The organism is Streptomyces sp. NBC_01244, from assembly GCF_035987325.1.
GTDB lineage: Bacteria > Actinomycetota > Actinomycetes > Streptomycetales > Streptomycetaceae > Streptomyces.
In genome coordinates, this window is record NZ_CP108488.1 from 2,185,514 (window position 1) to 2,210,314 (window position 24,801).

Annotated in this window: 23 protein-coding genes and 1 pseudogene; 8 read left to right on the top strand and 16 right to left on the bottom strand. The window is 71.7% G+C overall.

Annotated elements, in window-relative coordinates; translation table 11 throughout:
• Positions 1-191: 191 nt before the first annotated feature.
• From cobT to OG247_RS09615, 7 genes and pseudogenes are all read right to left on the bottom strand, one after another.
• Entirely contained in the window at positions 192-3,434 is a 3,243-nt protein-coding gene (gene cobT / locus OG247_RS09585; protein ID WP_327251834.1) for a nicotinate-nucleotide--dimethylbenzimidazole phosphoribosyltransferase, read from the bottom strand.
• A 228-nt stretch (positions 3,435-3,662) separates the two neighbouring features.
• Positions 3,663-4,880, bottom strand: coding sequence for a precorrin-6y C5,15-methyltransferase (decarboxylating) subunit CbiE (gene cbiE / locus OG247_RS09590; RefSeq protein ID WP_327251835.1), 1,218 nt, complete (start codon positions 4,878-4,880; stop codon positions 3,663-3,665).
• Positions 4,881-4,986: 106 nt separating this feature from the next.
• Positions 4,987-5,736 carry a GNAT family N-acetyltransferase gene (locus OG247_RS09595; protein ID WP_327251836.1) on the bottom strand — a complete coding sequence of 250 codons (750 nt, stop codon included), beginning with the start codon at positions 5,734-5,736 and terminating at the stop codon, positions 4,987-4,989.
• Between the two features lie 242 nt (positions 5,737-5,978).
• Entirely contained in the window at positions 5,979-6,842 is an 864-nt protein-coding gene (locus tag OG247_RS09600) for a MetQ/NlpA family ABC transporter substrate-binding protein (protein WP_327251837.1), read from the bottom strand.
• Between the two features lie 103 nt (positions 6,843-6,945).
• Complete coding sequence (locus OG247_RS09605; protein ID WP_327251838.1) at positions 6,946-7,614, bottom strand: methionine ABC transporter permease; 669 nt, start codon at positions 7,612-7,614, stop codon at positions 6,946-6,948.
• Positions 7,611-8,666 carry a methionine ABC transporter ATP-binding protein gene (locus tag OG247_RS09610; protein WP_327257399.1) on the bottom strand — a complete coding sequence of 352 codons (1,056 nt, stop codon included), beginning with the start codon at positions 8,664-8,666 and terminating at the stop codon, positions 7,611-7,613. Before OG247_RS09610 ends, OG247_RS09605 begins: the two co-directional genes overlap by 4 nt.
• A 374-nt stretch (positions 8,667-9,040) precedes the next feature.
• Positions 9,041-9,785, bottom strand: a pseudogene (locus tag OG247_RS09615) (HAD-IA family hydrolase).
• A 68-nt stretch (positions 9,786-9,853) separates the two neighbouring features.
• Here OG247_RS09615 and OG247_RS09620 point away from each other — a divergent pair.
• A complete protein-coding gene (locus OG247_RS09620; RefSeq protein WP_327251839.1) occupies positions 9,854-10,222 on the top strand; it encodes a hypothetical protein in 369 nt (122 codons plus the stop codon).
• Positions 10,215-10,649: a hypothetical protein gene (locus OG247_RS09625; RefSeq protein ID WP_327251840.1), complete on the top strand. Its 435-nt coding sequence runs from the start codon at positions 10,215-10,217 to the stop codon at positions 10,647-10,649. The genes OG247_RS09620 and OG247_RS09625 overlap by 8 nt, the downstream gene beginning before the upstream one ends.
• 52 nt (positions 10,650-10,701) lie before the next feature.
• Here the strand turns inward: OG247_RS09625 and OG247_RS09630 are convergent, their stop codons facing one another.
• The 3 genes from OG247_RS09630 to OG247_RS09640 form a co-directional block, all read right to left on the bottom strand.
• Positions 10,702-11,208: a GNAT family N-acetyltransferase gene (locus tag OG247_RS09630; RefSeq protein WP_327251841.1), complete on the bottom strand. Its 507-nt coding sequence runs from the start codon at positions 11,206-11,208 to the stop codon at positions 10,702-10,704.
• Positions 11,209-11,245: 37 nt separating this feature from the next.
• Positions 11,246-11,803, bottom strand: a complete 558-nt coding sequence (locus OG247_RS09635; RefSeq protein ID WP_327257400.1) for a sigma-70 family RNA polymerase sigma factor — start codon at positions 11,801-11,803, stop codon at positions 11,246-11,248.
• 73 nt (positions 11,804-11,876) lie between these two features.
• Positions 11,877-13,064: a glycerophosphodiester phosphodiesterase gene (locus OG247_RS09640; protein WP_327251842.1), complete on the bottom strand. Its 1,188-nt coding sequence runs from the start codon at positions 13,062-13,064 to the stop codon at positions 11,877-11,879.
• A 306-nt stretch (positions 13,065-13,370) separates the two neighbouring features.
• Here OG247_RS09640 and OG247_RS09645 point away from each other — a divergent pair, with 306 nt between their 5' ends.
• Positions 13,371-14,000 carry a lysophospholipid acyltransferase family protein gene (locus tag OG247_RS09645; RefSeq protein ID WP_250744673.1) on the top strand — a complete coding sequence of 210 codons (630 nt, stop codon included), beginning with the start codon at positions 13,371-13,373 and terminating at the stop codon, positions 13,998-14,000.
• A gap of 8 nt (positions 14,001-14,008) precedes the next feature.
• On the opposite strand, the gene OG247_RS09650 is transcribed toward OG247_RS09645, so the two are convergent.
• From OG247_RS09650 to OG247_RS09660, 3 genes are all read right to left on the bottom strand, one after another.
• Positions 14,009-15,487, bottom strand: a complete 1,479-nt coding sequence (locus tag OG247_RS09650) for a membrane-associated oxidoreductase (RefSeq protein ID WP_327251843.1) — start codon at positions 15,485-15,487, stop codon at positions 14,009-14,011.
• Between the two features lie 79 nt (positions 15,488-15,566).
• Positions 15,567-17,111 carry an MFS transporter gene (locus OG247_RS09655; RefSeq protein ID WP_327251844.1) on the bottom strand — a complete coding sequence of 515 codons (1,545 nt, stop codon included), beginning with the start codon at positions 17,109-17,111 and terminating at the stop codon, positions 15,567-15,569.
• Positions 17,108-17,659: a TetR/AcrR family transcriptional regulator gene (locus OG247_RS09660; RefSeq protein ID WP_327251845.1), complete on the bottom strand. Its 552-nt coding sequence runs from the start codon at positions 17,657-17,659 to the stop codon at positions 17,108-17,110. Before OG247_RS09660 ends, OG247_RS09655 begins: the two co-directional genes overlap by 4 nt.
• Before the next feature lie 97 nt (positions 17,660-17,756).
• Between OG247_RS09660 and OG247_RS09665 the strand changes: the two genes are divergently transcribed.
• Positions 17,757-18,272, top strand: coding sequence for an HAD domain-containing protein (locus OG247_RS09665; protein WP_327251846.1), 516 nt, complete (start codon positions 17,757-17,759; stop codon positions 18,270-18,272).
• 244 nt (positions 18,273-18,516) lie between these two features.
• Complete coding sequence (locus OG247_RS09670; protein WP_327251847.1) at positions 18,517-18,930, top strand: hypothetical protein; 414 nt, start codon at positions 18,517-18,519, stop codon at positions 18,928-18,930.
• Between the two features lie 65 nt (positions 18,931-18,995).
• Here OG247_RS09670 and argH read toward each other — a convergent pair whose 3' ends face one another.
• Complete coding sequence (argH, locus tag OG247_RS09675) at positions 18,996-20,426, bottom strand: argininosuccinate lyase (protein ID WP_327251848.1); 1,431 nt, start codon at positions 20,424-20,426, stop codon at positions 18,996-18,998.
• Positions 20,427-20,560: 134 nt separating this feature from the next.
• Entirely contained in the window at positions 20,561-21,754 is a 1,194-nt protein-coding gene (locus OG247_RS09680; RefSeq protein ID WP_327251849.1) for an argininosuccinate synthase, read from the bottom strand.
• 133 nt (positions 21,755-21,887) lie between these two features.
• Between OG247_RS09680 and OG247_RS09685 the strand changes: the two genes are divergently transcribed.
• Genes OG247_RS09685 through OG247_RS09695 form a run of 3 tightly spaced genes read left to right on the top strand, consistent with a single transcriptional unit; the run spans position 21,888 to position 24,183 of the window.
• Positions 21,888-22,856 carry a HEAT repeat domain-containing protein gene (locus OG247_RS09685; protein ID WP_327251850.1) on the top strand — a complete coding sequence of 323 codons (969 nt, stop codon included), beginning with the start codon at positions 21,888-21,890 and terminating at the stop codon, positions 22,854-22,856.
• A 43-nt stretch (positions 22,857-22,899) separates the two neighbouring features.
• Complete coding sequence (locus OG247_RS09690) at positions 22,900-23,481, top strand: pyridoxamine 5'-phosphate oxidase family protein (RefSeq protein ID WP_327251851.1); 582 nt, start codon at positions 22,900-22,902, stop codon at positions 23,479-23,481.
• Positions 23,482-23,484: 3 nt separating this feature from the next.
• Positions 23,485-24,183, top strand: coding sequence for a L,D-transpeptidase family protein (locus tag OG247_RS09695; protein WP_442813243.1), 699 nt, complete (start codon positions 23,485-23,487; stop codon positions 24,181-24,183).
• 40 nt (positions 24,184-24,223) lie between these two features.
• Here OG247_RS09695 and OG247_RS09700 read toward each other — a convergent pair whose 3' ends face one another.
• Positions 24,224-24,787: an arginine repressor gene (locus tag OG247_RS09700; RefSeq protein WP_327251852.1), complete on the bottom strand. Its 564-nt coding sequence runs from the start codon at positions 24,785-24,787 to the stop codon at positions 24,224-24,226.
• Positions 24,788-24,801: the final 14 nt, after the last annotated feature.

The window sequence follows — 24,801 nt, forward strand, 5'->3', positions numbered from 1 at the left end:
GCCCGGCGGGGCTGGATGCCCGCCAGTGACGGGGACGGGACGGGGACGGGGTGGGGTGTCGTCCGGGACGTAAAACGTGATGTGTTGGCGCGAAAGAAGCCATCCGGGACGCAGCGCGGCACAGGGCGCCATAAATCATGAGTCCCGGACGACACCCCACCCCGTCCCCGGCACCGGCCCCGCAGCCCCCGCTACTTCTCCGTGACACCCGCCGAGTCGAAGGTCGCCACCTCATGCATGGCCCGCGCAGCGCTCTGCACCAGCGGCAGCGCCAGCAGCGCCCCCGTGCCCTCGCCGAGGCGGAGGTCCAGGTCGACCAGGGGGCGCAGGCCGAGCTTGTTCAGGGCGGCCACGTGGCCCGGCTCCGCGCTGCGGTGTCCGGCGATGCACGCCGACAGCGACTCCGGCGCGATGGCCCGGGCCACCAGGGCGGCCGCGCCGGCGCTGACGCCGTCGAGGATCACCGGGGTGCGCAGGGAGGCTCCGCCGAGGAGGAGGCCCACGATCGCCGCGTGCTCCAGGCCGCCGATGGCCGCCAGGACGCCGATCGGGTCCGCCGGGTCCGGCTGATGGAGCTCCAGCGCGCGCCGCACGACCTCGACCTTGCGGGCGTGCGTCTCGTCGTTGATGCCCGTGCCCCGGCCCGTGACCTCACCCGGGTCCACCCCGGTGAAGACCGAGATCAGCGCCGCCGACACCGTGGTGTTGGCGATGCCCATCTCTCCAGTAAGCAGAGCCTTGTTCCCCGCCGCGACCAGGTCGCGGGCGGTCTCGATGCCCACCTCGATGGCCGCGACAGCCTCTTCGCGGGTCATCGCGGGCCCGACCGAGAGGTCGGCCGTGCCCGGGCGGACCTTGCGCGGCAGCAGCCCCGGCGTGGCCGGGAGGTCGCCGGCGACGCCCACGTCGATCACGCAGACCTCGGCGCCCACCTGGTTGGCGAACGCGTTGCACACCGCGCCGCCGCCCAGGAAGTTGGCCACCATCTGCATGGTGACCTCCTGGGGCCACGGGGTGACCCCCTGGGCGTGCACGCCGTGGTCGCCCGCGAAGATCGCCACCGCGGCGGGCTCCGGGATCGGCGGCGGGCAGACCCGCGAGAGGCCGGACAGCTGGGCGGAGATGATCTCGAGCATGCCCAGGGCCCCGGCGGGCTTGGTCATGCGCTTCTGCCGCTCCCACGCCTCGCCGAGCGCCTTCGCGTCGAGCGGGCGGATGCTGGCGACGGTCTCGGAGAGCAGGTCGTGCGGCTCCTCGCCGGGCAGCGCGCGGCGCCCGTACGTCTCCTCGTGCACGACCCAGGCGAGGGGCCGCCGCTGCGACCAGCCGGCCTGCGCGAGCTCGGGCTCGTCGGGGAACTCGTCCACGTACCCGATGCACAGGTAGGCGACGACCTCCAGGTGCTCCGGCAGGCCGAGCTCACGGACCATCTCGCGCTCGTCGAAGAAGCTGACCCAGCCGACGCCGAGACCTTCGGCGCGCGCGGCGAGCCAGAGGTTCTCCACGGCGAGGGCCGAGGAGTACGGAGCCATCTGCGGCTGGGTGTGCCGGCCCAGGGTGTGGCGGCCGCCGCGGGTGGGGTCGGCGGTGACCACGATGTTCACCGGGGTGTCGAGGATGGCCTCGATCTTGATTTCCTTGAACTGCTTGGCGCGGCCCTTGGGCAGCGACTTCGCGTAGGCCTCGCGCTGGCGCTCGGCGAGCTCGTGCATCGTCCGGCGGGTCTCGGCGGACTTGATGACGACGAAGTCCCACGGCTGGGAGTGGCCGACGCTGGGCGCGGTGTGGGCCGCTTCCAGGACGCGCAGCAGCACCTCGTGCGGGATGGGGTCGCGGCGGAAGCCCTTGCGGATGTCACGGCGCTCGCGCATGACGCGCAGGACGGCCTCGCGCTCGGCGTCGGCGTATCCGGGGGCCGCCTCGGTGACGGGGGCCTCGGGCTCGGTTTCCGGCTCGGGCCGCGGCTCGGTTCCGGCCTCGGGGGCCGGTCCGGCCTCCAGCGGTACGTCGGCCTGCGCGACGGCGGCCGGCTCGGGCTCGGGGACCACGACGGCGGCGGGCTCGGGCAGGGGCTCCGGCTCCTCGGCCTGAACCACCGTTTCTGCGGGCTGCGGCTCGGGCTCCACGACCGGCGCGGCCTCGGGCTCGGGCTCCACGACGGCGAGCACCTCGGCCGGAACCCCGGCCTCGGCCTGGGGCACCGCGACGGGCTCGGATGCCGGCACGGCGGCGGCCTCGGGCACCGCGAAGACGACGGGCTCGGCGAGGGGCTCGGCGACGGGCTCCGGCGCGTGCTCCGCGAGGACGGGCTCGGCCACGGCGACCGGCAGCGGCTCCGCCACCGGCACGGACTCCGGCTCGGGCACGAGGACCGCCTGGGGCTCGGCGAAGGCGACGGGGGCCGCGACGGGCACCGCGACCGGCTCGGCCGAAGGCTCCGCGACGGGCTCGGCGACGGCCTCCACGACGGGCTGCGCCGGGGCTTCCGGAGCCGGCTCGGCGGGCCACGGCGTCCCGGCTTGGACCGGGATCTCGACCGGCTGCTGCGCCGGGACCGGCACGTGCTCGGCCTCGGCCCGCGTGAAGTCGAGGTACTCGGGCCCGGCGGTCGGCGGGCCGGACTGGCGCACCGGGACGGGCGTGGCCGGCGTGCTCAGATCCGGCGACACGGGCTCGGAGAGGGAGGGCACGGAGGCGACCGGTACGGGAACGGGCACGGCCGGCGTCAGCGGAGTCTGGGCCGGGGACTGTACGGGGGCCGTGGCCGGCGCCGCGGCCGGGCCGCGGTCCGCGAGGGACCGTACGACTCCGCCGGTGGCCTCGGGGACGGGCGGGCCCATGTGCAGCGGCCGCCGCACCGGGGCCGCCACTACGGGGGCGATCGGGGACTGGGGCTGCGGGGCCATGAGGCCGCCGAGGTCCAGGGCGCCGGAATCCCGGCCGCCGGCCTCGTGCACACCGGCGCCGTAGGAGGCGTCGGCGAAGGAAGGCTGCTCCGCGAACGCCTGCGCCTGCGCCTGCGCCTGCATCTGCGCCTCGAACGGCTGCCCCTCGAAGGGCTGCTGCGGGTACCCGGCCGGCTCGTAGCCGAGGGGTGACCCGGGGACCGGGAGCTGTGGCGGGTGAGGCTGCTGGTACTCGGGGGCCCCGCCGAAATCGGCGTACGGGGCGTCCGCGTACGCGGAGGGCTCGGGGAAGTCGGGGAAGGCGGGCACCGGCGGGACGACCTGGGGGTCGCTCCACGCGCCCTGGCTGCTCGGCATCAGCAGCAGTTCCTCGTCCTCCGGCTCGGCCGGGTTGTCCACGAGGTCCTGGAAGGCGTAGTTCCCGGTCGCCGGGGAAGACATGGGAACCGGGGCGGGGACGCCCTGCTGATCCACCATGCCCGTGCTGTCCGGGAGACCCTCGCCCGGAACCTGGCCGGTGTCAGTCATGCGTACCCCTCGCCCATCGGTGTTGCCTCTTCGACTGCCCGGTCGCCCACGAGGCCTCACGTACGGCCGCACGACAACCAGTAAGTATTGTCCTGCCCGTTCGTCACCGTGTCGGCCATAACCGCCACGGTCCTCTGTGGACTGCGCCACGTCGCGCGTCCAGCCGGAGCCGCGTGCCCGAATCGTCCGGGCGGTGCGACGATCGGCCAGCCTACCCCGGCCCTGCGGCTAGGGACGGTCCGGGCGGTTAACGGGGCGTTCGGCGGCGAGCAGGAACACCACGGAGCGCTGTTGTTCGGTCCAGGTACGGGTGTCCAGGGCGACGGACTGGAGCAGCGCGCACTCGACGGCGTACCCGCCCTCGGTCAGGACCCGGCCGATGGCCTCCGCTTCGTCGCGCGTGGCGGCGTGGCTGACGATCCGTTCGGGGCGCCGGTCGGCGACGGCGGCGACGACCGCGGCCCCGCCGCCGCCGACGCGGACGACGTCGGGTTCGGGCAGGGTCTCCAGGACGTGCGGGGCGCGGCCGTTGACGACCTGGAGCTGCACACCCCGGGCGCGGGCGGCGGTGGTTGTGCGTTCGCAAGCGTGTCGGTCGGCGTCGACGGCGATGACGGCGGCGCCGAGGGCGGCGGCGTCCACGGCGAGTGCTCCGGAGCCGGAGCCGATGTCCCAGACGAGGTCCCCGGTGCGCGGGCCGAGCCGGGCGAGCTGGGCCGCGCGCAGCTGCGTGGCCTCCCCTTCTCCCACGTCGATCTGCGGGCGTGCCCAGCCGCGTCCGGCGGCCGGTGCCGCGCTCCGGCCGAGCAGCCAGGCCGGTTCGGCGGCGGCCGCGGCGGGTCCCGTACCGCCGATGACGATGACCACGTTGGGGTCGCGCCAGCTGTGGTCGGCGGCCTTGTCGGAGGTGAGGACGGTGACTTGTTCCTTGTCTGTGCCGAGTTCCTCGCAGATGACGAAGGTGCGGTGGACTCCTTCGAGCAGCAGGGCGAGTTCGGCGGGGCCGGCGCCGGGCGAGGTGATGACGGCGACCTTGGAGTGGGCGCGGCAGACGTTGACGGCCCGGCGCAGGGTGCGGCGGTGGGCGACGACGACCTGGGCGTCGTCCCAGGGCATCCCGGCGCGGGCGAAGGCGGCGGCGACGGCGGAGACGGCCGGTACGACCTCCACTTCCAGGCCGTGTTCCGGGGCGCGCAGGGCCCGTACGACGCCGAAGAAGCCGGGGTCCCCGTCGGCGAGGACGACGGCGGTGCCGCGGTGGCCGGCGATGCGGGTGGCCGCGAGGGCCAGGCTGCCCAGGCGCACGCGTTCGGCGGTGGGCGGGACTTCGGGGAGTGCGAGGTGGTGGGCGGCGCCGGCCACCAGGGTGGCGGCGGAGAGCGCGGACCGGGCTGCCGCGGTCAGGGGGGAGCCGTCCCAGCCGATCACCGTGACCCGGTCGGCCATCGTCGTCAGTCTCCTGATGTGGGAGGGGGCCCTTTCCGGTGGTGGCCGGGGCAGGGCGAAGCTTCGTCGAGGGGGGCGGGCTTGGTGAGACTACCCGGTCATCCGGTCAGTTCCGGTCCGAGAAGATGGCGTAGCCGTTCGCGTCGTTCGCGCGGGCGGTGGGGATGCGGTAGCCGTCGGGGGCGTCGTCGCGGGGCTCCGCGTAGCCGACGGAGTAGCCGTCGGAGTATCCGTCCCCGTAACCGTCGGAGTAGTCGGAGTACCCGTCTTCGTCCTCGTCCAGGTCCTCGGGGACCAGGCCCCAGACGATGAGGTCGCTGCGGGTGTCGGCCCAGGAGCCGTCGGGGTTCTGGGTGCGCACTATGCACGCGTTGCGCAGGACGCCTTCACTGATGCAACCGGTCTTCTGGGCCACCTGCTGGGAGGCGGTGTTGTCGGCGGCGGTGCGCAGTTCGAGGCGCTCGAAGCCCTGGTCGGTGAAGAGCCAGCGGGCCACGGCGCGGACGGACTCGCTGGCGTAGCCCTCGCCGCGGGCCCAGGGGGCGGTGACGTAGCCGACCTCGGTGGCGCGGGTCCGCCAGTCGGTGTCCTGCAGGTGGACGATGCCGACCAGCCGCTGGGTGAGGAACTCGGTGACGGCGAAGACGATGCCGCGGCCCTCGGTGCGCTCCGTGTGGGCGGTCCGCGTGGCCCAGGTGACCGCGTCGGCGTAGGTGTAGGGGTGCGGCACGGAGGTCCAGGCGGTGACGTGTTCGTCGTTCATCATCTCGGCGAGCGCGGTGACGTCTTCTTCCTCGAAGGGGCGCAGCACCAGCCGGTCCGTGCTGATGGTGACGTCCGGGAAGGTGGTAGTCATGCGCAGCTCCAAGCCTGAGACCGTGGTGCGACCGTGGTGCGAGGCGACCGGGGCGCGGGACGGTATACACGGGGTATGCGGTCCGCGGCCGCGGGTCTTAGGCCACAGCATGCAGCATCGGCCTGGGGATGTGCAGGGCCGGGCTGCCCGGAAGCGGGCAGAGGCCGGCCCCGTACACCGGTGGGGCGTACGGGGCCGGGCGGGCCGGCCGGATCGGGCCGGCCCGGTGCCACTGGCCGGAGCTAGGCGGCCGGCTTGCCGAAGGCCGGGATGACCGAGCCCTGGTACTTGTCCTCGATGAACTTCTTGACCTCGTCGGTGTTCAGGAGCTTGGCGAGCTTCTGGATCCGCGGGTCGTCCTGGTTGCCGTTCTTGACCGCCAGGATGTTGGCGTACGGGTTGCCCTCGGCCTTCTCCAGGACGAGCGCGTCCTTGGCCGGGACGAGCTTGGCCTCGATGGCGTAGTTGCCGTTGATGACGGCGGCGTCCACGTCGTTCAGGGCGCGCGGGACCGTGGCGGCCTCCAGCTCCTTGAACTCGAGGCCCTTCTTGTCGGTGATGTCGGACAGCTTGGCGGCCGTGCCGACGCCCTCCTTGAGGGTGATCAGGTTGTTCGCGGCGAGCAGCTGGAGCGCGCGGCCCTCGTTGGTGGGGTCGTTGGGGACGGCGATGGTCTGGCCCGCCTTGATGTCGTTCAGGCCCTTGGCCTTCTTGGAGTACAGCCCCAGGGGCTCCAGGTGCACGTTCACGACGGGCACGACGTCGGTGCCGTTCTTCTTGTTGAAGTCGTCGAGGTACGGCTTGTGCTGGAAGAAGTTGGCGTCGACCTGGCCCTGCTGGGTGGCGGTGTTCGGCAGGACGTAGTCCGTGAACTCCTTGACCTCCAGCTTGAGGCCTTCCTTGGCCGCCAGCTTGTCCTTCACGAAGTTCAGGATGTCGGCGTGCGGGGACGGGGACGCCGCGACGACCAGGGGCTTGCTCTCATCGGTCTTGCCGCCGTCGGCCTTGGTGGAGGACGGGTCCGAGGAGCTGCCGCAGGCGGTGAGGCCGAGGGCGAGCGCCGAAACGGTGGCGGCCAGGGCGGTGAGCTTGATGTTCTTGCGCACGAAGAGTGCCTTTCTTGCGTCTTGCTGTGTGGATGACGGCCCAAGCACGACAAGTGCGGGCTTTCTGGGGAAAAGTTGGCGAAGGGCCGGGCTCAGGCCCGGATCAGGCTGTCCGACCGCGCCGCGCGAGGAGGCGTACCACGCCGTCGCCGATGAGCTGGATCACCGTGACGAGCACGATCAGCACCACGACGGTGGCGATCATGAAGCCGGTCTCGAAGCGCTGGAAGCCGTACGTGATGGCCTTGGAGCCGAGGCCTTCGCCGCCGACGGCGCCGGCCATGGCCGAGTAGCCGATCAGGGTGATCACGGTGGTGGTGACGGCCGCGATCAGCGAGGGCAGCGCCTGCGGGAGGAGCACCTTGCCGACCAGGGTCGGGATGCCGCCGCCCATGGACTCGACGGCTTCGATCAGGCCGTGGTCCACCTCGCGGACTGCGGTCTCGACGAGCCGGGCGAAGAAGGGGATGGCTCCGATGGCGAGCGGGACGATCATGGCGGTGGGGCCGATGAAGGTGCCGACGATCGCCGTGGTGACCGGGATCAGGAAGATCAGCAGGATGATGAACGGCAGCGAGCGGCCCATGTTCACGATCACGCCGAGGACCTTGTTGACCGCGCGGTTCTGGAGCAGGCCGCCCTTGTCCGTGAGGACGAGCAGGATGCCGATGGGCAGTCCGCCCAGGATGGTCACCAGGGCGGACCACAACACCATGTAGAGGGTGTCGAAGGTGCCCTGCGTGAGCAGCGGCTGCATTTCGGACCAGGTCACTTCGCACCGTCCTTGACCAGCTCGGCCAGTTCGCCGTCGACGTCCGTCTCCGCCTCTACGACATCCACCTGCAGACCCTGCTCGCGCAGGAAGCCGACGGGTACGACGTTGTCCTCGTAGCGGCCGGGCAGCTCGATGCGCATGCGGCCGATCTGCCGGCCGGCGACGGTGTCCATCGCGGCGCCGAGGATCGATATGTCGATGTTGTAGGTGCGGGCCAGCTGGGAGATGACCGGCTGGGTCGCGGTCTCGCCGTGGAAGGTGACGTCGATGACCGTGTGCTCCGCGGTGGTCGCGGACCCGGTCAGCGGGAACAGTTCGTGGGCGAGCTCTGAGCCGGGGGTGGCCAGCAGCTCGGTGACCTTGCCGGCCTCGACGATCCGGCCCTGACGCATGAGGGCGGCCGAGTCGCAGACGGACTTGACCACGTCCATCTCGTGCGTGATGAGCAGGACGGTCAGGCCCAGCTGCCGGTTGAGGTCGCGCAGCAGCTGGAGGATCTGGCGGGTGGTCTCGGGGTCCAGGGCGCTGGTGGCCTCGTCGGAGAGCAGCACCTTGGGGTCGCCGGCCAGGGCGCGGGCGATGCCGACGCGCTGCTTCTGGCCGCCGGAGAGCTGACCGGGGTAGGACTTGGCCTTGTCGGCGAGGCCGACGAGGTCCAGCAGTTCGGCGGCCTTGCGGGAGCGCTCGCGGCCGGAGATCCCGAGGATCTCCAGGGGCAGTTCGATGTTGCCCTGCACGGTGCGCGAGGACAGCAGGTTGAAGTGCTGGAAGACCATGCCGATGCGGCTGCGGGCCTCGCGGAGCTCCTTGCCCGCGCGGCGCCCCCGGCCGGCGAGGGCGGTGAGGTCGACCCCGTCGACGGACACCGTGCCGGCGGTGGGGCGCTCCAGCAGGTTCACGCAGCGGATCAGGGAGGACTTTCCGGCGCCGCTCTGGCCGATGACTCCGTAGACCTCGCCCTGGCGGACGTGCAGGTCGACGCCGTCCAGGGCGGTGACCTCGCGGCCACGGGATGGGTAGACCTTCGTGAGGCCCGATGTGGTGATCACAGGATTTCCGTCGCTGTCGAGTGCGCGGCGCAGCGGGGTGCCGGGCACGGGGCGAACATCTGGGACGCGATACGGGTCGAACCATCGGAAATCGACGGCTTCGGCGCATGCGCGGGGCAGGAGCGGTCCGGGTTCACACGGGGGTGCCGGGAGCTGCTCGGCCGGTCTCGCTTCGGGGCGTGAGACCTGGGGCAGGGGCCCTCAGAAGGCGCGCATTCGACACATACAACGAGCACCGGGCGTCATCGTCGCCTCGGTCGCAAGGGTGCGGCTGCTCGTCGTGGTCATGGGCCCAGTAAACCAGACGTTCCCCGTCACCGATCAAAGCCGTCCGAATAGCGGACGGATTTCGGCCGCATACCGGACACCAATGGTCAGGGCCGATCGTCCGTCTCGATCGTCACACCATCGGCTCCGACCAGCACGGACACGGCCGAGAGGTCCCGTACGACCACGTCCGCGTCGAGTTCGCCGGCGGGGTGCGTTGTGGTCAAGGCCACGGTGGTCATCCCGGCGGCGCGGCCCGCGGCCAGGCCGGCGGGGACGTCCTCGAAGACCGCGCAGCGGGCCGGGTCCACGCCGAGCCGGGCGGCCGCCAGCAGGAAGGGCTCCGGGTCGGGCTTGCCGCGGGTGATGTCGTCGGCGGCCACCATCTCCGGGCCCCCCTCCTCCCAGACGGCGATGCCGACCTCCCGCAGCCGGGCCTCGGCCAGCCCGGGGGGCACCTCCCAGCGGTAGCTGGGGGAGGGTCGCGGAGGTGACCACGGCCCAGCGGCCGACGGGAAGGGCCGAGAGCAGTTCCTTGGTTCCGGGCAGCAGGACCACGCCGCCCGCCACGTCCTCTGTCTCCAGCACCTCGATCCGGGCGTGCGCCCCGGCCCGTACGTCCTCGGGCAGGAGATCGGCGATGATCTCCGCGGCCGGGCGGCCGTGGAGTTCCACCGCGGCGAAGGCCTCCTCGGTGACCCCGTGCTCCCGGGCCCCGGGGGTCCCCCCGGACGGAGTCTGGGGGACGGTCCAGCAGCGGTGCACCGACTCCACCGAGGAGATGAGCGTGCCGTCGTTGTCGAACAGCAGCGCTTCGAATTGCGGGCCGAGCTTCCCTCGCAGCAGCTTCATGTCTTCAAGGAAAGCCCCGCGGCAGGGGTGAGCGCATCGGGCCTTTCGGCCCGTAATACCCTCGCTGCATGCTCGACGCCCTGACGGTCGCCATCGGCGTGGCCGCACTCGCTCTCGCCGCCTGGTGCGGTTTCGCCGCCTGGCGGGACCAGCCGACCAAGGACTGGCACTTCATCGGCATGGCCGTGGTGACCGTACTGGTCCTGGCCCAGCTGGTGATCGGCCTGGTCCAGCTCGCCCGTGGCGAGAAGCCCGGCCAGGGCACGGTGCTCTTCCTGGCCTACCTGGTGGGAGCCTTCGCGACCATCCCGGCCGCGGGGCTGCTCTCGCTGAGCGAGCGGACCAAATGGGGTTCGGTGACGGTGGCCGCCGGAGCGGTCGTCCTCGCCGTGCTCGAAGTACGGCTCTACGACATCTGGGGAAACACCGGTGCCTGATACCGACACGGACACCACGGCCGGCGCCACCCCGGCGGGCGGGCACAAGCGCCTGGTCACCGGGCCGGGGGTGCTGCTGGTCTGGTTCTACGGAGTGATCACCGTCGGCGCGGTCTCGCGCTCGATCTACCAGATCTCCACCGAGTTCGACCGGGCGCCGCTCGCGTACTCGCTGTCGGCCGTGGCCGCGCTGGTCTATGCCTTCATCACGTACTCGCTGGTGCGCGGCGGGGAGACGGCCCGCAAGGCGGCGCGGATCTGCTGCGCCGCCGAGCTGGCCGGCGTGCTCGTCGTGGGCACCTGGACCCTGGCGCGGCCCGAGGCCTTCCCCGACGCGACCGTGTGGTCGGACTTCGGAATGGGCTACCTGTTCATCCCGGTGATCCTGCCGATCACCGGGATGCTCTGGCTCCGCGCGAAGCGCTAGGCGTCAGGCGTCAGGCGTCAGGCGTCAGGCGTCAGGCCTTCGGCGTTGGCCGTCAGGCGCTGACCGCGAAGTCGGTGGCCTCCTTGGCCTCCTTCTCCAGGATCACCAGACGGACGCCGTCGGACGCGGTGCGCCCGCCGACCTGGGTGTAGCCGGCCTTGCGGTAGAGCCGCAGGTTCGACTCGCTCTTGTGGCCGGTGTGCAGCCGGAAGCGGGTGGTCGCGTCGTCGCCGGACAGGGCCGCCTCGACCGCGCTCAGCAGCCGGGCGCCGAGGCCGTGGCCCTGGAGCCGGGGGTGCACGCAGAGCTTGGCGATCTTGCCGGTGCCCTCCTCGTCGACGGTGCCGCGCACGGCCCCGACGATCTCCTCGCCGAGCCGGGCCACCAGGACGGTGTCCGAGGCCAGTTCGGCCTTGAGGGAGTCCAGGGACTGGGTGAGCGGCTGGATGCGGTAGTTGCCGTACAGCTCGGCCTCGCTCTGGAACGCCAGATACTGCAGCTTGATGATCTGCTCGGCATCCTCGGCGTCTGCCGCCGAAATCGTCACGCTCATGCCCATGTGCGCATGCCTCCCGCTCACCTGGTGGCCTGTTGGTCTACCGCTCCATTCCCCGCAGGGCGGGAGCCGCAACCTCTACGGCCAGCATTCTGCGCAGACATCCCAGGCAACGGGAACGGACGGGCCCCAAACTTCCTTGTGAGATACCCAACTCTCCTGCGATTTCACGGTAAGTGAGGTCCCTGGGCGAAAGAAGTGCCCTCATGAGCTCCGGACACCTTCCGGGCAATCGGGCGACCGCCGATCGGAGGGCCCGGTTCTCCTCGCCGTGCAGTAGGGCGTCTTCCGGTTCTGCGCCCGTGCTGGTACGGGCCCCCGCGCCGGACCCGCCGTCCGCCGAGTGCTGGCGGTGGCCGTACGGGACTTCGTGCCGGGCCCGGCGCCGCGCCCGGCGGGCCTCTCCGCGCACCGCCCGGCGCAGCCAGTCGGCGGGTTCGGCGGGGATGCGGCGGTGCTCCAGCAGCCTGACCCAGACGGCTTGCTCCAGGTCGGCGGCGTCCACCCCGGTGCCCGCGGTCTCGGCGGCCGCTTCGGCCGCGAGCAGCGGGCGGAGCGTTTCGAACAGGTCGGGGAGGTCAGCCTTCAGCAGGTCCATGCCGGGCGGGACGCGAAGGCCGTGCCGGGCGGTTTCCCCGCCGGGCACGGCCCACTCGTACGAGAAGCTCCGGTCAGGCGTTGACGCCGCGGCCCGGGCGGAAGGCCTCCGCCGCGAGCAACCCGGTGTCGGGATGGTCGGTGAAGATGCCGTCGATGCCCTGTTCGAAGTAGGTCTTGAAGGCGCCGAAGGCGTCCCCGTAGGCCGTCGGGTCGGTGCCCTTGCGGTAGTCGGCCGGCAGGAAGTTGTTCTCGTTCCGCGCGGTGTAGGGGTGCAGGATCAGCCCCTGCGCGTGGGCGTCCGCGACCAGGGTGGTCGGGGCGCCGAGCTTGCCGGCGGCGTCGCGCGGCAGGATCAGGTCCATGGTCGGTCCGATGCCCTGGGCGAAGCCGGCGATCCAGCGCAGCCCGTCGGGCCTGACCAGATCGGCGACCGTCCGGGGATCCTTGGCCAGCTCGAAGTCCCACGGGCGGGTGCCCGCCGCCGAGAGGAGCACCACGCGCGGGCTGGAGACCAGCCGGGAGAGCCGCTGGATGCTGGAGGGTTCGAAGGACTGCAGGAAGAGCGGGGCGCCCCGGCCGTCGCGCCCGTAGCGGCGCAGCAGCCTGGCGAGGGGCTCCTCCAGGCCGAGGCCCAGGCCGCGGAAGTAGCTGGGGTGCTTGGTCTCCACGTGCAGCCACACGCGCTTACCGCGCCGCCGGCCCTCGCGGTCGGCCCAGCGGAGCACCTCCTCGAAGGTGGGGACGTCCCAGCGGCCGTCGTAGAGCGTGTTGCGCTGCCGGAGGGCGGGGATGCGTTCCTTCGCGCGCAGGGTCTTCAGCTCGGCGAGGGTGAAGTCCTCGGTGAACCAGCCCGTGACGGCGACCCCGTCGATCGTCTTGGTCGTCTTGCGGGCGGCGAACCCGGGGTGGTCGGCGACGTCCGTCGTGCCGCCGATCTCGTTCTCGTGGCGGCACACCAGGTGGCCGTCCTTGGTGGGCACGAGGTCCTGTTCGACGACGTCGGCGCCGAGGTCGAGCGCGAGCTGGTAGGACCCGAGCGTGTGCTCGGGCCGGTAGCCGCTGGCTCCGCGGTGCCCGATGACCGTCGGCACCGGAAGGTCCCGGTAGCCGCCGCCCCGACCGCCTCCCGCGCCTCCCCCGTGGCCGCTCTCCGCCGCCGCGGCCGGACCGCCGCCCGCCACGATTCCGCCGAAGGCTCCGCCCGCCGCGACGACGGCCGCGCCCAGTACCGTGCGCCGCGCTGCCCCACCCTGTGTCATCAGTGCCACTCCCCATCGGACAAGGGGCGGGCGTCCCGGGATCTCCGGGGCCAACGGCCCGAATCCGCGTGCCGATGGTAGGCAAGCGACGGTGGCGGGCGGGGGTGCGCGGGCGGAACACGGCGGAAACGTGCGTCAACACTGCGTATCCACCTCGTGAACCCGATGTGCGATCAGACCGGACCCACGAGTATCGTCCTCACCTGCACTACCGCCGCGTGGTGGGTGCGAGAACCCTAGCTTTTCGATGCCGGAGGGCCCACGTTGTTCCGTACGCGCCTGATCAAAGCCACTGTCGGACCCGTCATGCGCCTGATGTTCCGCACCCGCGTCGAGGGCATCGAGAACATTCCGGGCACCGGGCCGGTGATCCTCGCGGGCAACCACCTCACCTTCATCGACTCGATGATCCTGCCGCTGGTGTGCGACCGCACGGTCCACTTCATCGGCAAGGACGAGTACGTGACCGGCAAGGGCATCAAGGGCCGGGCCATGGCCTGGTTCTTCACCGGCGCCGGCATGATCCCCGTGGACCGCGACGGGGCCAACGGCGGAGTCGCCGCCCTGATGACCGGTCGGCGGATCCTCGAAGAGGGCAAGATCTTCGGCATCTACCCCGAGGGCACCCGCTCCCCCGACGGCCGCCTCTACCGGGGCCGCACCGGCATCGCCCGCCTGACCCTGATGACCGGCGCGCCCGTCGTCCCCTTCGCGATGATCGGCACCGACAAGCTCCAGCCCGGCGGCGCCGGCATGCCGCGCCCGGGCCGGGTCACCGTCCGGTTCGGCGAGGCGATGGAGTTCTCCCGGTACGAGGGCATGGACCGCGACCGCTACGTGCTGCGCGCCGTCACCGACTCGGTGATGGCCGAGGTCATGCGGCTCTCCGGCCAGGAGTACGTGGACATGTACGCGACCAAGGCCAAGGCGGCCTGACGGCCGGGCTACTGCCGTTGCAGTGACCGGCTGACGCCCGCCGCGGTCGTCGTGGCGAGGACCCAGCCGGTCACGATCAGCAGGTACGACAGCCACTGGTACCAGCCGTCCGGCGCGAAGGGCGCTTCCTGCCCGAAGCCGATGATCGGCAGCATCAGGTCGATCGTGTAGAAGACCGGGTTGAAGTCCGGCGCCTCCCCCTGCTTCAGCTCCCGGGGCGGATGGAGCCCGTACGCGACGGTCCCCGTGATCAGCAGCGCCAGCAGCCAGCCCGCGGCGCGCAGCGGCCGGAACCCGTAGCCCACGGTGGCGTCCTGGAGCAGCCCCCAGAATCGGGCGATCCGGGGCAGGGTGCGGCGGTGCCGGCGCAGTTTGGCGAGCAGGACGGTCCGCGCCGCAGCCTCGTCGCCCGCCGTGCGGTAGGCCGTGGCGAGCTGTTCGTAGGCGTGCGGGAGGTAGCCCGACTCCTCGCGCTCCAGGACGGGCAGTCTCTGCTCGGCGGGAACGTGCGGGCTGAGGGCGCGGTAGCCGAGTCCCGCGATGCGGACCTGCTCCGGCCAGGTCTCGGGCGCGATGTGGAGCAGGTCGAACTGGGAGCGGCGCAGGTTCACACCGCCCTGGACGGTCGGGCAGTTGCGCAGCCACACCTCGCCGGCGACACAGCTGGAGGCGCGCAGCGCGACCCCGCCGGGGTTGATGAGGCGGGCGTAGGCGAAGTTGAGCTGGCCCGGTATCCGGGAGCCGGTGAGGTTGACCCGGCCGCGGGCCTCCAGCCGCATGGCGCGCAGGTCGGTGCCGACGTTGAGGATCTCGGCGTGCAGGGCGGTCGCGCCGGGGGCGAGGAGCCGGGCGTCGTCGAAGTTGATCTGGCCGCCGACGGTGGCGCCGTTGATGCGGGTCTGGCCGTGGACGGTGAGCTCCATGGCGATGACGTCGGTGCCGATGTCGGCGTGGTTGAACTGGAGCGCCGCCTCCTGGCCCTCCTCGGCCGGGCCCGCCGTGCCGATGACCGCCTTCCGGAGGAAGAGTCCGCCTGCTATCCGGGCGCCGGCGAGGCGTACCGGCCCGGTGATGCGGCAGCAGGACAGCTTGAGCGCGATGTCGACGCTGACGGTGGAGGCGGTCAGGCCGGGCAGGGCCGAGTCGCTCAGTGACACGATCCTCAACCGGGCCCCGTACAGGAGGGGTTTGCGCTCGAACCAGCAGGCCCGCAGCCGGATCGCGTGGTCGATGTCGGCGTACTTGAGGTTGAGCTTGCCGATGATCCGGGCGCCGCGGACGTTGAGCCCGGGGACCTGCCCGTCGAGGGGGACCGCGCCGCGCAGCAGCAGGTGGGCGAGGACTTCGGCGCGTACGGTCCGGTCGGGTCCCCACGAGGCGCCGTCGGTGGCCTCCTCGGCCCGGTCCTCCCGGAAATCGACGCCTTCCCCGCGGGGGAAGGCGTCCCATACGCGGCGCTCCGCCGGGGTCAAGTCGGTGATCTCCATCGCCGGGATGGTGTCCCGCGGTTCCACGGACTGTCAACTCCGCGCGGGACCGCATCCCTTGACGAGCCGCCGCGTGGCGTCAGTGCTCGATGCCGTCCTGGAGTTCCTGCCCCTTGAGCAGGAACCAGGCGGCCACGGCGGTGGCCAGCAGGACGGCCGCGCCCACCCCGGAGGCCAGCCGCAGGCCGTCGACGAAGGCTTCCTGGGCGGCGCCGACCATCTGCTGGGCGGTCTGCGGGTCCAGTGACTTGGCCGCTTCGACGGCGCCGCCGAGGGATTCGTGGGCGGCGTCGGCGACGGGGCCGCTGACGGAGGCCGGGGCGGTGAAGCCCTGGTAGACGCCGGTGACGACGGAGCCGAGCAGGGCGATGCCGAGGGCGGCGCCCAGTTCGTAGGCGGTCTCGGAGACGGCCGAGGCGGATCCGGCCTGCTCCTTGGGCACGCTGGAGAGGATCACGTCGGCGGTGACGGTGAAGGAGAAGCCTGCGCCGAGGCCGACGATGAGCAGGGCCGCGCCGAGCAGCGGGTAGCCGGTCTCCTTGTGGATCACGGTCAGCGCGGCCAGCGCGATGCCGATGGCGGCGAGGCCTCCGGTCACGATGACCCGTACCCCGTACTTGCGGGCGTAGCTGCCCGCGACCAGGCCGGTGACCACGGCGCCGACGGCGGCGGGCAGTTCGGCGAGGCCGGCTTCGAGCGGTTCGCGGCCCTGGACGAGCTGGAGGAACTGGGAGAGGAAGAAGACCAGTCCGGACAGGCCGAAGACGGTGAGCAGGTCGGCGAGGACCGCGCCGGAGAACCCGCGGTGCTTGAAGAGCCGCATGTCGAGGAGCGGGGCCGGCAGCGTGAACTGGCGGCGTACGAAGGCGTAGAGCGCGCCGCCTCCGATGACGGCGGCCGCCCACACCTCCCAGCCCATGCCGTGGGTGGCGACCTGCTTGACGGCGTAGACCACGCCGATGATGCCGACGAGGGAGAGGCCGACGCTGATCAGGTCCCAGGGGCCGGCGACCGGGTTCTTGGATTCGGGCAGCAGCTTGATGCCGACGATGACCAGGACGATCATCACGGGGAGGTTGATGAGGAAGACCGAGCCCCACCAGAAGTGCTGGAGCAGGGCTCCGCCGACCACGGGGCCGACGGCCGCGCCGGCCGAGGCGGTGGCGCCCCAGATGCCGATGGCGAGGCTGCGCTCCTTGGGGTCGTGGAAGATGTTGCGGATCAGCGCGAGGGTGGAGGGCATCAGGGTCGCGCCGGCCACGCCGAGCAGGGCCCGGGCGACGATCATCATTTCGGGGCTGGTGGCGTAGGCGTTGAGGACGGAGACGGCGCCGAAGGCGGTGGCGCCGACGAGGAGGAGCTTCTTGCGGCCGATCCGGTCGCCGAGGGAGCCCATGGAGACGAGCAGGCCGGCGATGACGAAGGAGTAGATGTCGCCGATCCACAGGAGCTGGGTGCCCGAGGGCTTCAGGTCCTCGCTGAGGGCGGGCGTGGCGAGACCGAGTACGGTGGCGTCGACCGCGACCAGCAGGACGGCCAGGACGAGCACGGAGAGCGCGAGCCAGCGCCCGGGGCTCCGGCCCTCCGCCCCCTTGGTCCGGGTCAGCTGTTCGGTACGGCTCATTTCTCCACACTCCGTCGTGCGCCACCGAGCAGCAACTCGATGATCATGTACTGAAAGTCCTTGGCCGCGACCCGGCCGTCCATGACGGCCCAGGCGCAGGTGCCGATGAGCCCGTAGAGGGCCTCGGTGAGCCAGGCGGGGCTCAGGTCGATCCGGATGTCGCCCTCGTGCTGGCCGCGCCGGAAGAGGTCGCCGACGCGGGCGTCGAGCCGGGCCCAGCCCTCGTTGACCTGGTCCCCCTCGAAGAGCTGGTTCTCGGTGACGAGGAAGGCCAGCAGCTCGGCGTTGGGCTCCGCTTCGGCGACGAGCCTGCGGAGCGCGTCGATCGCCGTGCCCTCGCCGAGGCGGGCGTTGTCGAAGGCCACCTCGAACTCCCGGATCCCGAGCTCTTCGAGCGCCCGTACGAGGGCGTCGCGCCCGGCGAAGTGCCGGTGGAGGGTCGCGCGGCCGATGCCGGCGGCCCTCGCGACCTCGTCCATCGTCGCGGTCGATTTGCGGGAGAGCAGGGCGGCGGCGGCGCGGAGCACCTGATCACGATCCATGGCCATGAGACAACCATAACCCGAATGAGACGTTGACGTCTCATTGAGGGCCTCGCTCAATAAATGAGGTGCCCCTTCGGGCGCCGGAAGGAAGCATGCCGAGATGAACCCGAAGCCCCTGCTGCTGATCGACGTGGACGGCCCGCTGAACCCCTACGCGGCCAAGCCCCAGCGGCGCCCCGAGGGCTACCGCACGCACCGGATGCGCCCGACGGGCTGGACCGGCGCCGAGAGCGCGAAGCCGCTGCGGGTCTGGCTGAATCCGGACCACGGGGCGGAGCTGCGCGCACTCGCGGAGGCGTACGAGCTCGTCTGGGCGACCACCTGGAAGGGCGAGGCGAACGAGTGGATATCCCCGCGCCTGGACCTGCCCGAACTCCCCTGGATCGACTGGCCGCAAATGCACGGGCGCGCGCCGCGCGGGACCTTCTGGAAGACCCAGTACGTCCTGGAGTACGCGGGCGGGCGGCCCTTCGCCTGGATCGACGACGACATCACGGACATGGACCGCGCGTACGTGGAGCAGCGCCACCCCGCGCACGCCCTGCTGCTGCGGATCGACGAGCGGATCGGGCTGGTCCGGGCCGACTTCGACGCACTGGCGGAGTGGGCGAGATGACGACGAAAGGTGATTCAGTCACTACTACCCGTGTTCGTCGTGACGATGCGGAAACGTCAACGACCTTCGGGGAAGACTCCCCCATCGAACGAATGCGCTCACTCTGCACGGCTTGATCATTTGGAGTGACCGAGCCCGCGAACCCTTCCCCGAGCGGCCGGGCAGGGAGGAACCTCATCTCTCGTGAGCCCTTACCCGGGGCGGGTTCACCTGCATCGATTTCCGTCTTCGCAGGGAGAGAACCATGAACGCGTCCAAGAAGCTGACCCTCGGGGCCGCCGCGCTGGCCCTCACCATCGGCGGCGCCGTCGCGGTGTCATCGGCGTCCGCCGAGCCGCACCGGGCCGCGGTGACCACCACCGCCTGGGCCAAGGTCGCCGCGAACGGACAGATCCTGGGTGGGCAGGGCATCACCGGGATCAACAAGTTCGGCATCGGCCGCTACAACATCACCACCAGCTCCGGCCTGAACGGATGCGCCCTCCTGGGCACCATCAACACCAACGGCGGGAACGACCCCGGGCCGGGCAACTCGTCCATCCTGGTCGGCCAGGTGAACGGGAACACCCTCTTCATCCGCACCGCGACACCGTCCAGCGGCGGCACCGCCGCCGTGGACAGTGACCGGCCCTTCTCGGTCAGCGTCGTCTGCGTCTGACCCCAGGCGCACCGGAGGGGCGGCCGGGGCCCGAAAGGACTCCGACCGCCCCTCCGGGCACGACGTCAGTTCTTGTGCGCCGCCCAGGCGTGCTGGATGACCAGGTCGGCCTTCAGCTCCGTGAGCTGGATCGCCACCGCCGACGGGGCGGTGCCGCCGCGGCCGTCGCGGGAGGCCAGCGCGCCCTTGACGTTGAGGACCGAACGGACCTCCGGCGTCAGGTGCTCCGAGATCTTCGCGAACTGCTCGTCCGTCAGCTCGTCGAGCTCGATGCCGAGCCCCTCGCACTCCTTGACGCACCCGCCGGCCACCTCGTGCGCGACCCGGAACGGCACGCCCTGCTTGACCAGCCACTCCGCGATGTCGGTGGCGAGCGAGAAGCCGGCCGGGGCCAGCTCCTCCATCCGCTCCCGGTTGATCGTGAGGGTGGCCATCATCCCGGTGAAGGCCGGCAGCAGGACCTCGAGGGTGTCGCAGGAGTCGAAGACCGGCTCCTTGTCCTCCTGGAGGTCCCGGTTGTAGGCCAGGGGAAGGGCCTTGAGGGTGGCGAGCAAGCCCGTCAGGTTGCCGATGAGGCGGCCCGACTTGCCGCGCGCCAGCTCGGCGATGTCCGGGTTCTTCTTCTGCGGCATGATCGACGACCCGGTGGAGAAGGCGTCGTGCAGGGTGACGAAGGAGAACTCCTTCGTGTTCCAGATGATGATCTCTTCCGCGATCCGGGACAGGTTGATCCCGATCATCGCGGTGACGAAGGCGAACTCGGCGACGAAGTCGCGCGAGGCCGTGCCGTCGATGGAGTTGCCGACCGAACCCCGCTCGAAGCCCAGTTCGGCGGCGACCGCCTCCGGGTCCAGGCCGAGCGAGGAGCCCGCGAGGGCGCCCGAGCCGTACGGGGAGACGGCGGTCCGGGTGTCCCACTGGCGCAGCCGCTCCGCGTCCCGGGACAGGGCCTGCACGTGGGCCAGTACGTGGTGGGCGAAGAGCACCGGCTGCGCGTGCTGGAGGTGGGTCCGGCCCGGCATGGCCACGTCGGCGTGCGCCTCGGCGAGGCCGACCAGCGCGTCCTGGAGCTCGGCGACGAGGCCGCCGATGATCCGGGCGTGGTCGCGCAGGTACATGCGGAAGAGGGTGGCGATCTGGTCGTTGCGCGACCGGCCGGCGCGCAGCTTGCCGCCGAGGTCGGCGCCGAGCCGCTCCAGCAGGCCCCGCTCCAGCGCGGTGTGGACGTCTTCGTCGGCGATGGTGCCGGTGAAGGAGCCGCTCTCCACGTCGACCGCGAGCTGGTCCAGCCCGGCGATCATGCGGCCGAGCTCGTCGGCCGTGAGCAGGCCCGCCTTGGCGAGGACGCGGGCGTGGGCCTTGGAGCCCGCGATGTCGTACGGGGCCAGGCGCCAGTCGAAGTGGACCGACGCGGACAGCTTCGCGAGGGCCTCGGCGGGACCGTCGGCGAACCGGGCGCCCCAGAGCCGGACGTCACCACCGTTGTTGCTGCTCACAGCTACTGCTCCTCAAGAACGTGCATGGCTTCGGATGTGCAACCGCCTCCCCGCCGCGGAGGTAACGGGGAGGCGGTCCGTACTGCGGTGTCGAATCAGACGAGTCGACCAGGCGCGTCGATCAGGCGCGTCGATCAGGCGAGGTCGCGACGGGCCGCGATCTTCGAGGACAGGCCGAAGATCTCGATGAAGCCCTGGGCCTTCGACTGGTCGAAGGTGTCGCCCGAGTCGTAGGTCGCGAGGTTGAAGTCGTACAGCGACTCGTCGGACTTCCGGCCGGTGACGACCGCGCGGCCGCCGTGCAGGGTCATCCGGATGTCGCCGCTGACGTGCTGGTTGGCCTCGTTGACGAAACCGTCCAGCGCCCGCTTCAGCGGGGAGAACCACAGGCCGTCGTAGACCATCTCGCCCCAGCGCTGCTCGACCTGCCGCTTGTAGCGGGCCAGCTCGCGCTCGACGGTGACGTTCTCCAGCTCCTGGTGTGCGGTGATCAGCGCGATCGCGCCCGGGGCCTCGTACACCTCGCGGGACTTGATGCCCACGAGCCGGTCCTCGACGATGTCGATCCGGCCGATGCCCTGGGCCCCGGCGCGCTCGTTGAGCTGCTGGATGGCCTGGAGCACGGTGACGGGCTTTCCGTCGATGGCGACCGGGACGCCTTCCTTGAAGGAGATGACGACCTCGTCGGCCTCGCGCGGGAGCGCCGGGTCCGCGGTGTACTCGTAGATGTCCTCGATCGGCGCGTTCCAGATGTCCTCCAGGAAACCCGTCTCGACGGCGCGCCCGAAGACGTTCTGGTCGATGGAGTACGGGGACTTCTTGGTGGTCGCGATCGGCAGGTCCGCCTTCTCGGCGAAGGCGATGGCCTTGTCGCGGGTCATCGCGTAGTCGCGGACCGGGGCGATGCACGTGAGGTCGGGGCCGAGGGCGGCGATGCCGGCCTCGAAGCGGACCTGGTCGTTGCCCTTGCCGGTGCAGCCGTGGGCGACGGTCGTCGCGCCGTGCTTGCGGGCGGCGGCCACGAGGTGCTTGACGATGGCCGGCCGCGAGAGGGCGGAGACCAGCGGGTAGCGGTCCATGTAGAGGGCGTTCGCCTTGATCGCCGGGAGGCAGTACTCCTCGGCGAACTCGTCCCTGGCATCGGCGACCTCGGCCTCGACCGCACCGCAGGCGAGCGCCCGCTTGCGGATGACGTCCAGGTCCTCGCCGCCCTGACCGACGTCCACCGCGACGGCGATGACCTCGGCGCCCGTCTCCTCGGCGATCCAGCCGATGGCGACGGAGGTGTCCAGACCGCCTGAATAGGCGAGTACGACACGCTCGGCCACGGGATTCTCCTTACACGTTGCATCCGCCGTTACATCAGCAGCGGTAGGCATAACTATGCACTGCTCTGCATGTTTCGTCAATCGACGGAATAACAGGAGGTCACCGCGGGTACCAAGTGCCTAATGTGCGCGGGTGGAGATGCTGCCGCCCCTGTCCCGGACCATATTCCGCTCACCCGCCGCACGCCTGCTGCACGGCAACAGCCCCGCGCGCGCCCTCGACGGCGGCGGCCCGCAGGCATGGGCGGAGCTCGACGCGAGCGTCGACCGGTCCACCTTCGAGCGCTCCAAGGGGTGGACCTCCTCCGGCACCGTCCGGGTGGGCCCGCACCGGTTCGACGCCCGGGAGATCGCCGACTGGAGCACCGCCCCGCACTGGCACGACGGGCACGGGGTGACCTGGGCCGCCACGCCCCCGGCCGCCCCCGAGCTCGCGCTCTGCCTGTGCCACGCCGACCCCCGGGTGCGCGAGGCCGCCCTCGGGCGCGCGGCCGGCCGGCCCGAGGTCCTTGCGCTGGTGCTGATCCGGTGCGCCGACACGGAGGAGCCCGTACGGGAGCGGGCGCGGGCGGTGTTGACCGCGGAACTGGACGCGGCCCCGGCCGGCCCCGTGCACGCGCTGACACCCCTCGCCCTGCTCCTGAGCACGCGCCGGTACGGTGCCCGGGCCTGGGAGCTGTGGCTGGAACGGCTCGGCTCGCCGCCCGCCGCACTGATCGTCGAGCTGACGCGGGACCCGGACGCGGGGACGCGCTTCGCCGCCGTCCGGGCCGCGCTGGCCCACGGGCTGCTCCCGGCGGACCGCATCGCCGACCGGCTGGCAACGGGCCCGCTGGTGGCACGCACCGCGCGGAACCACCCCGCGCACCTGCGCAGGGCCGCTCTGCGACTGCCGGCCGCCCAGGGCGACGACGAGGGGCTGCCGGCTCTGACCTCCGCACTGGACGACCCCGACCCGGCACTGCGCCGCATCGCGCTGGACCTGCTGCGGGGATGGGACTGGCAGGCGACGGCCCGACGGGAGACGTTCGAACCGGCGCAGCTGCGGACCCTGTACAGGCGGCACCGGGCCGAGATGCGAAGGGTCCGTCTCACCTGGTGAAAATGTGGTCCGGCCCCGCCCCCGGCACGCCGATAATCGGATCATGGGAAAGCTCTACGACCGCATTGACAGCCGCATGCGCACCTTCATCGAGGAGCAGCCGATCTTCTTCACCGCCACCGCGCCGCTCTCCGGCGACGGCCACGTGAACCTCTCCCCCAAGGGCCGCGCCGGGACCCTCGTCGTCATCGACGAAACCACCCTCGCGTACCTGGACTTCGGCGGCAGCGGCGCCGAGACCATCGCGCACGTCCGCGAGAACGGCCGGATCACGCTGATGTGGTGCGCGTTCAGCGGGCCGCCGAACATCGTGCGCATCCACGGCGACGGCGAGGCGGTCTTCCGTGACGACCCGCGCTGGGACGGGCTGATCGAGCGGTTCGGGGACGCCGACGGGCCCTCGGCGCGCGCCGTCATCCTGGTGAAGACGCGGCGGATCGCGACCGTGTGCGGGTTCGCCGTCCCCTTGATGGAGTACCAGAGCGAGCGCACGCTGCACGCGGAGTACTTCGGCCGCAAGACGGACGAGGAGTTCAACGAGTACTGCGAGAAGAAGGAGTTCATCGGCGTGAGCGTCGACGGCCTGCCTGCACTGCCGCTGCCCCTGCCGCCCCGTACCGTCTGACATGTGCTGCGTACCGCGTTCCTCGCCGCCTCGCTGATCGTCACCAGCCTGCTGGTCCAAGGCCCCCACGGTGATCCGCCGCTGCCCGCCCTGCTCGCCGACACCGGCGGCGGCAGCCAGCTGATCACGGCCGTGGCTCCGGCCCCCGGCTCCACGACCGGGCGCCTGACCTGGTGGGACCGGTGGGCGGGGCGCTGGTACGAGGCGGGCAGCGCGCCGGCCCGCTTCGGTGCGAACGGGCTGACGGAGGGCGGGACCCGGACCCAGGGCACCAACACCACCCCGGCCGGCCTGTACGCACTGCCCTACGCCTTCGGCATCGCGCACGCCCCGGCCGGTACCGCGTACCGCTACCGGCGGGTGACCCCCGACTCCTGGTGGTGCCAGGACAATGGCTCGGAGAGCTACAACCGCTGGGTGGAGCCGCTGCCCGCGGACTGCGCCCCCGGCGAGGCCGAGCACCTGACCACGTACGCGAAGCAGTACGCGCACGCCCTGGTCATCGCCTTCAACTACGAGCACCCGGTACGGGGCCGGGGCGCGGGCATCTTCCTGCACGTGAACGGCAAGGGCGCGACGGCCGGCTGCGTCTCGGTCCCCGAGGACGCGATGCGCGCGGTGCTGCGCTGGGCGAACCCGCGCAGGAGCCCCCACATCGCGATCGGCACGGAGTCGGGCCGGCTCGCCGTCACCCGCTACTAGGAAGGGCCCCGGGGCCTGTCCTGTCCCCCTCGGCGGCGGCTCAGCTCTCCTTCTGGGCCAGCCTCAGCAGGTGGTCGGCGAGGGCCTGGCCGCCCGCCGGGTCACGGCTGATCAGCATCAGGGTGTCGTCGCCCGCGATGGTGCCGAGGATGGCCCGGAGTTCGGCCTGGTCGATCGCGGAGGCGAGGAACTGGGCCGCACCCGGCGGGGTGCGCAGGACCACGAGGTTCGCGGAGGCCTCCGCCGAGATCAGCAGTTCGCCGGAGAGGCGGCGCATGCGCTCCTCCTTCGCCGATTCGCCGAGCGGTGCCTGCGGGGTGCGGAAGCCGCCCTCGCTGGGGACCGCGTAGATCAGCTCTCCGCCGGTGTTGCGGATCTTCACGGCGCCGAGCTCGTCGAGGTCGCGGCTGAGCGTCGCCTGGGTGACGCTCAGCCCGTCGTCGGCGAGCAGCTTGGCCAGCTGGCTCTGTGAGCGGACCGGCTGCCGGTTGAGGATGTCCACGATCCGGCGGTGGCGGGCGGTGCGGGTCTGCGGGACGGACTGGCCACCCCCAGACTCCGTCTGGGGGGACCCCCAGGGCTCGTGTTCCTGCGCCTGACTCATCGTCGTCCCATTCC

Excerpts from the sequence above, each read along its gene's own strand:
- cobT (WP_327251834.1), bottom strand. The coding sequence starts at position 3,434 with ATGACTGACACCGGCCAGGTTCCGGGCGAGGGTCTCCCGGACAGCACG.
- cbiE (WP_327251835.1), bottom strand. The coding sequence starts at position 4,880 with ATGGCCGACCGGGTCACGGTGATCGGCTGGGACGGCTCCCCCCTGACC.
- OG247_RS09595 (WP_327251836.1), bottom strand. The coding sequence starts at position 5,736 with ATGACTACCACCTTCCCGGACGTCACCATCAGCACGGACCGGCTGGTG.
- OG247_RS09620 (WP_327251839.1), top strand. The coding sequence starts at position 9,854 with ATGCTCGACGCCCTGACGGTCGCCATCGGCGTGGCCGCACTCGCTCTC.
- OG247_RS09630 (WP_327251841.1), bottom strand. The coding sequence starts at position 11,208 with ATGGGCATGAGCGTGACGATTTCGGCGGCAGACGCCGAGGATGCCGAG.
- OG247_RS09635 (WP_327257400.1), bottom strand. The coding sequence starts at position 11,803 with ATGGACCTGCTGAAGGCTGACCTCCCCGACCTGTTCGAAACGCTCCGC.
- OG247_RS09640 (WP_327251842.1), bottom strand. The coding sequence starts at position 13,064 with ATGACACAGGGTGGGGCAGCGCGGCGCACGGTACTGGGCGCGGCCGTC.
- OG247_RS09645 (WP_250744673.1), top strand. The coding sequence starts at position 13,371 with ATGCGCCTGATGTTCCGCACCCGCGTCGAGGGCATCGAGAACATTCCG.
- OG247_RS09650 (WP_327251843.1), bottom strand. The coding sequence starts at position 15,487 with ATGGAGATCACCGACTTGACCCCGGCGGAGCGCCGCGTATGGGACGCC.
- OG247_RS09655 (WP_327251844.1), bottom strand. The coding sequence starts at position 17,111 with ATGAGCCGTACCGAACAGCTGACCCGGACCAAGGGGGCGGAGGGCCGG.
- OG247_RS09660 (WP_327251845.1), bottom strand. The coding sequence starts at position 17,659 with ATGGCCATGGATCGTGATCAGGTGCTCCGCGCCGCCGCCGCCCTGCTC.
- OG247_RS09665 (WP_327251846.1), top strand. The coding sequence starts at position 17,757 with ATGAACCCGAAGCCCCTGCTGCTGATCGACGTGGACGGCCCGCTGAAC.
- OG247_RS09670 (WP_327251847.1), top strand. The coding sequence starts at position 18,517 with ATGAACGCGTCCAAGAAGCTGACCCTCGGGGCCGCCGCGCTGGCCCTC.
- OG247_RS09690 (WP_327251851.1), top strand. The coding sequence starts at position 22,900 with ATGGGAAAGCTCTACGACCGCATTGACAGCCGCATGCGCACCTTCATC.
- OG247_RS09700 (WP_327251852.1), bottom strand. The coding sequence starts at position 24,787 with ATGAGTCAGGCGCAGGAACACGAGCCCTGGGGGTCCCCCCAGACGGAG.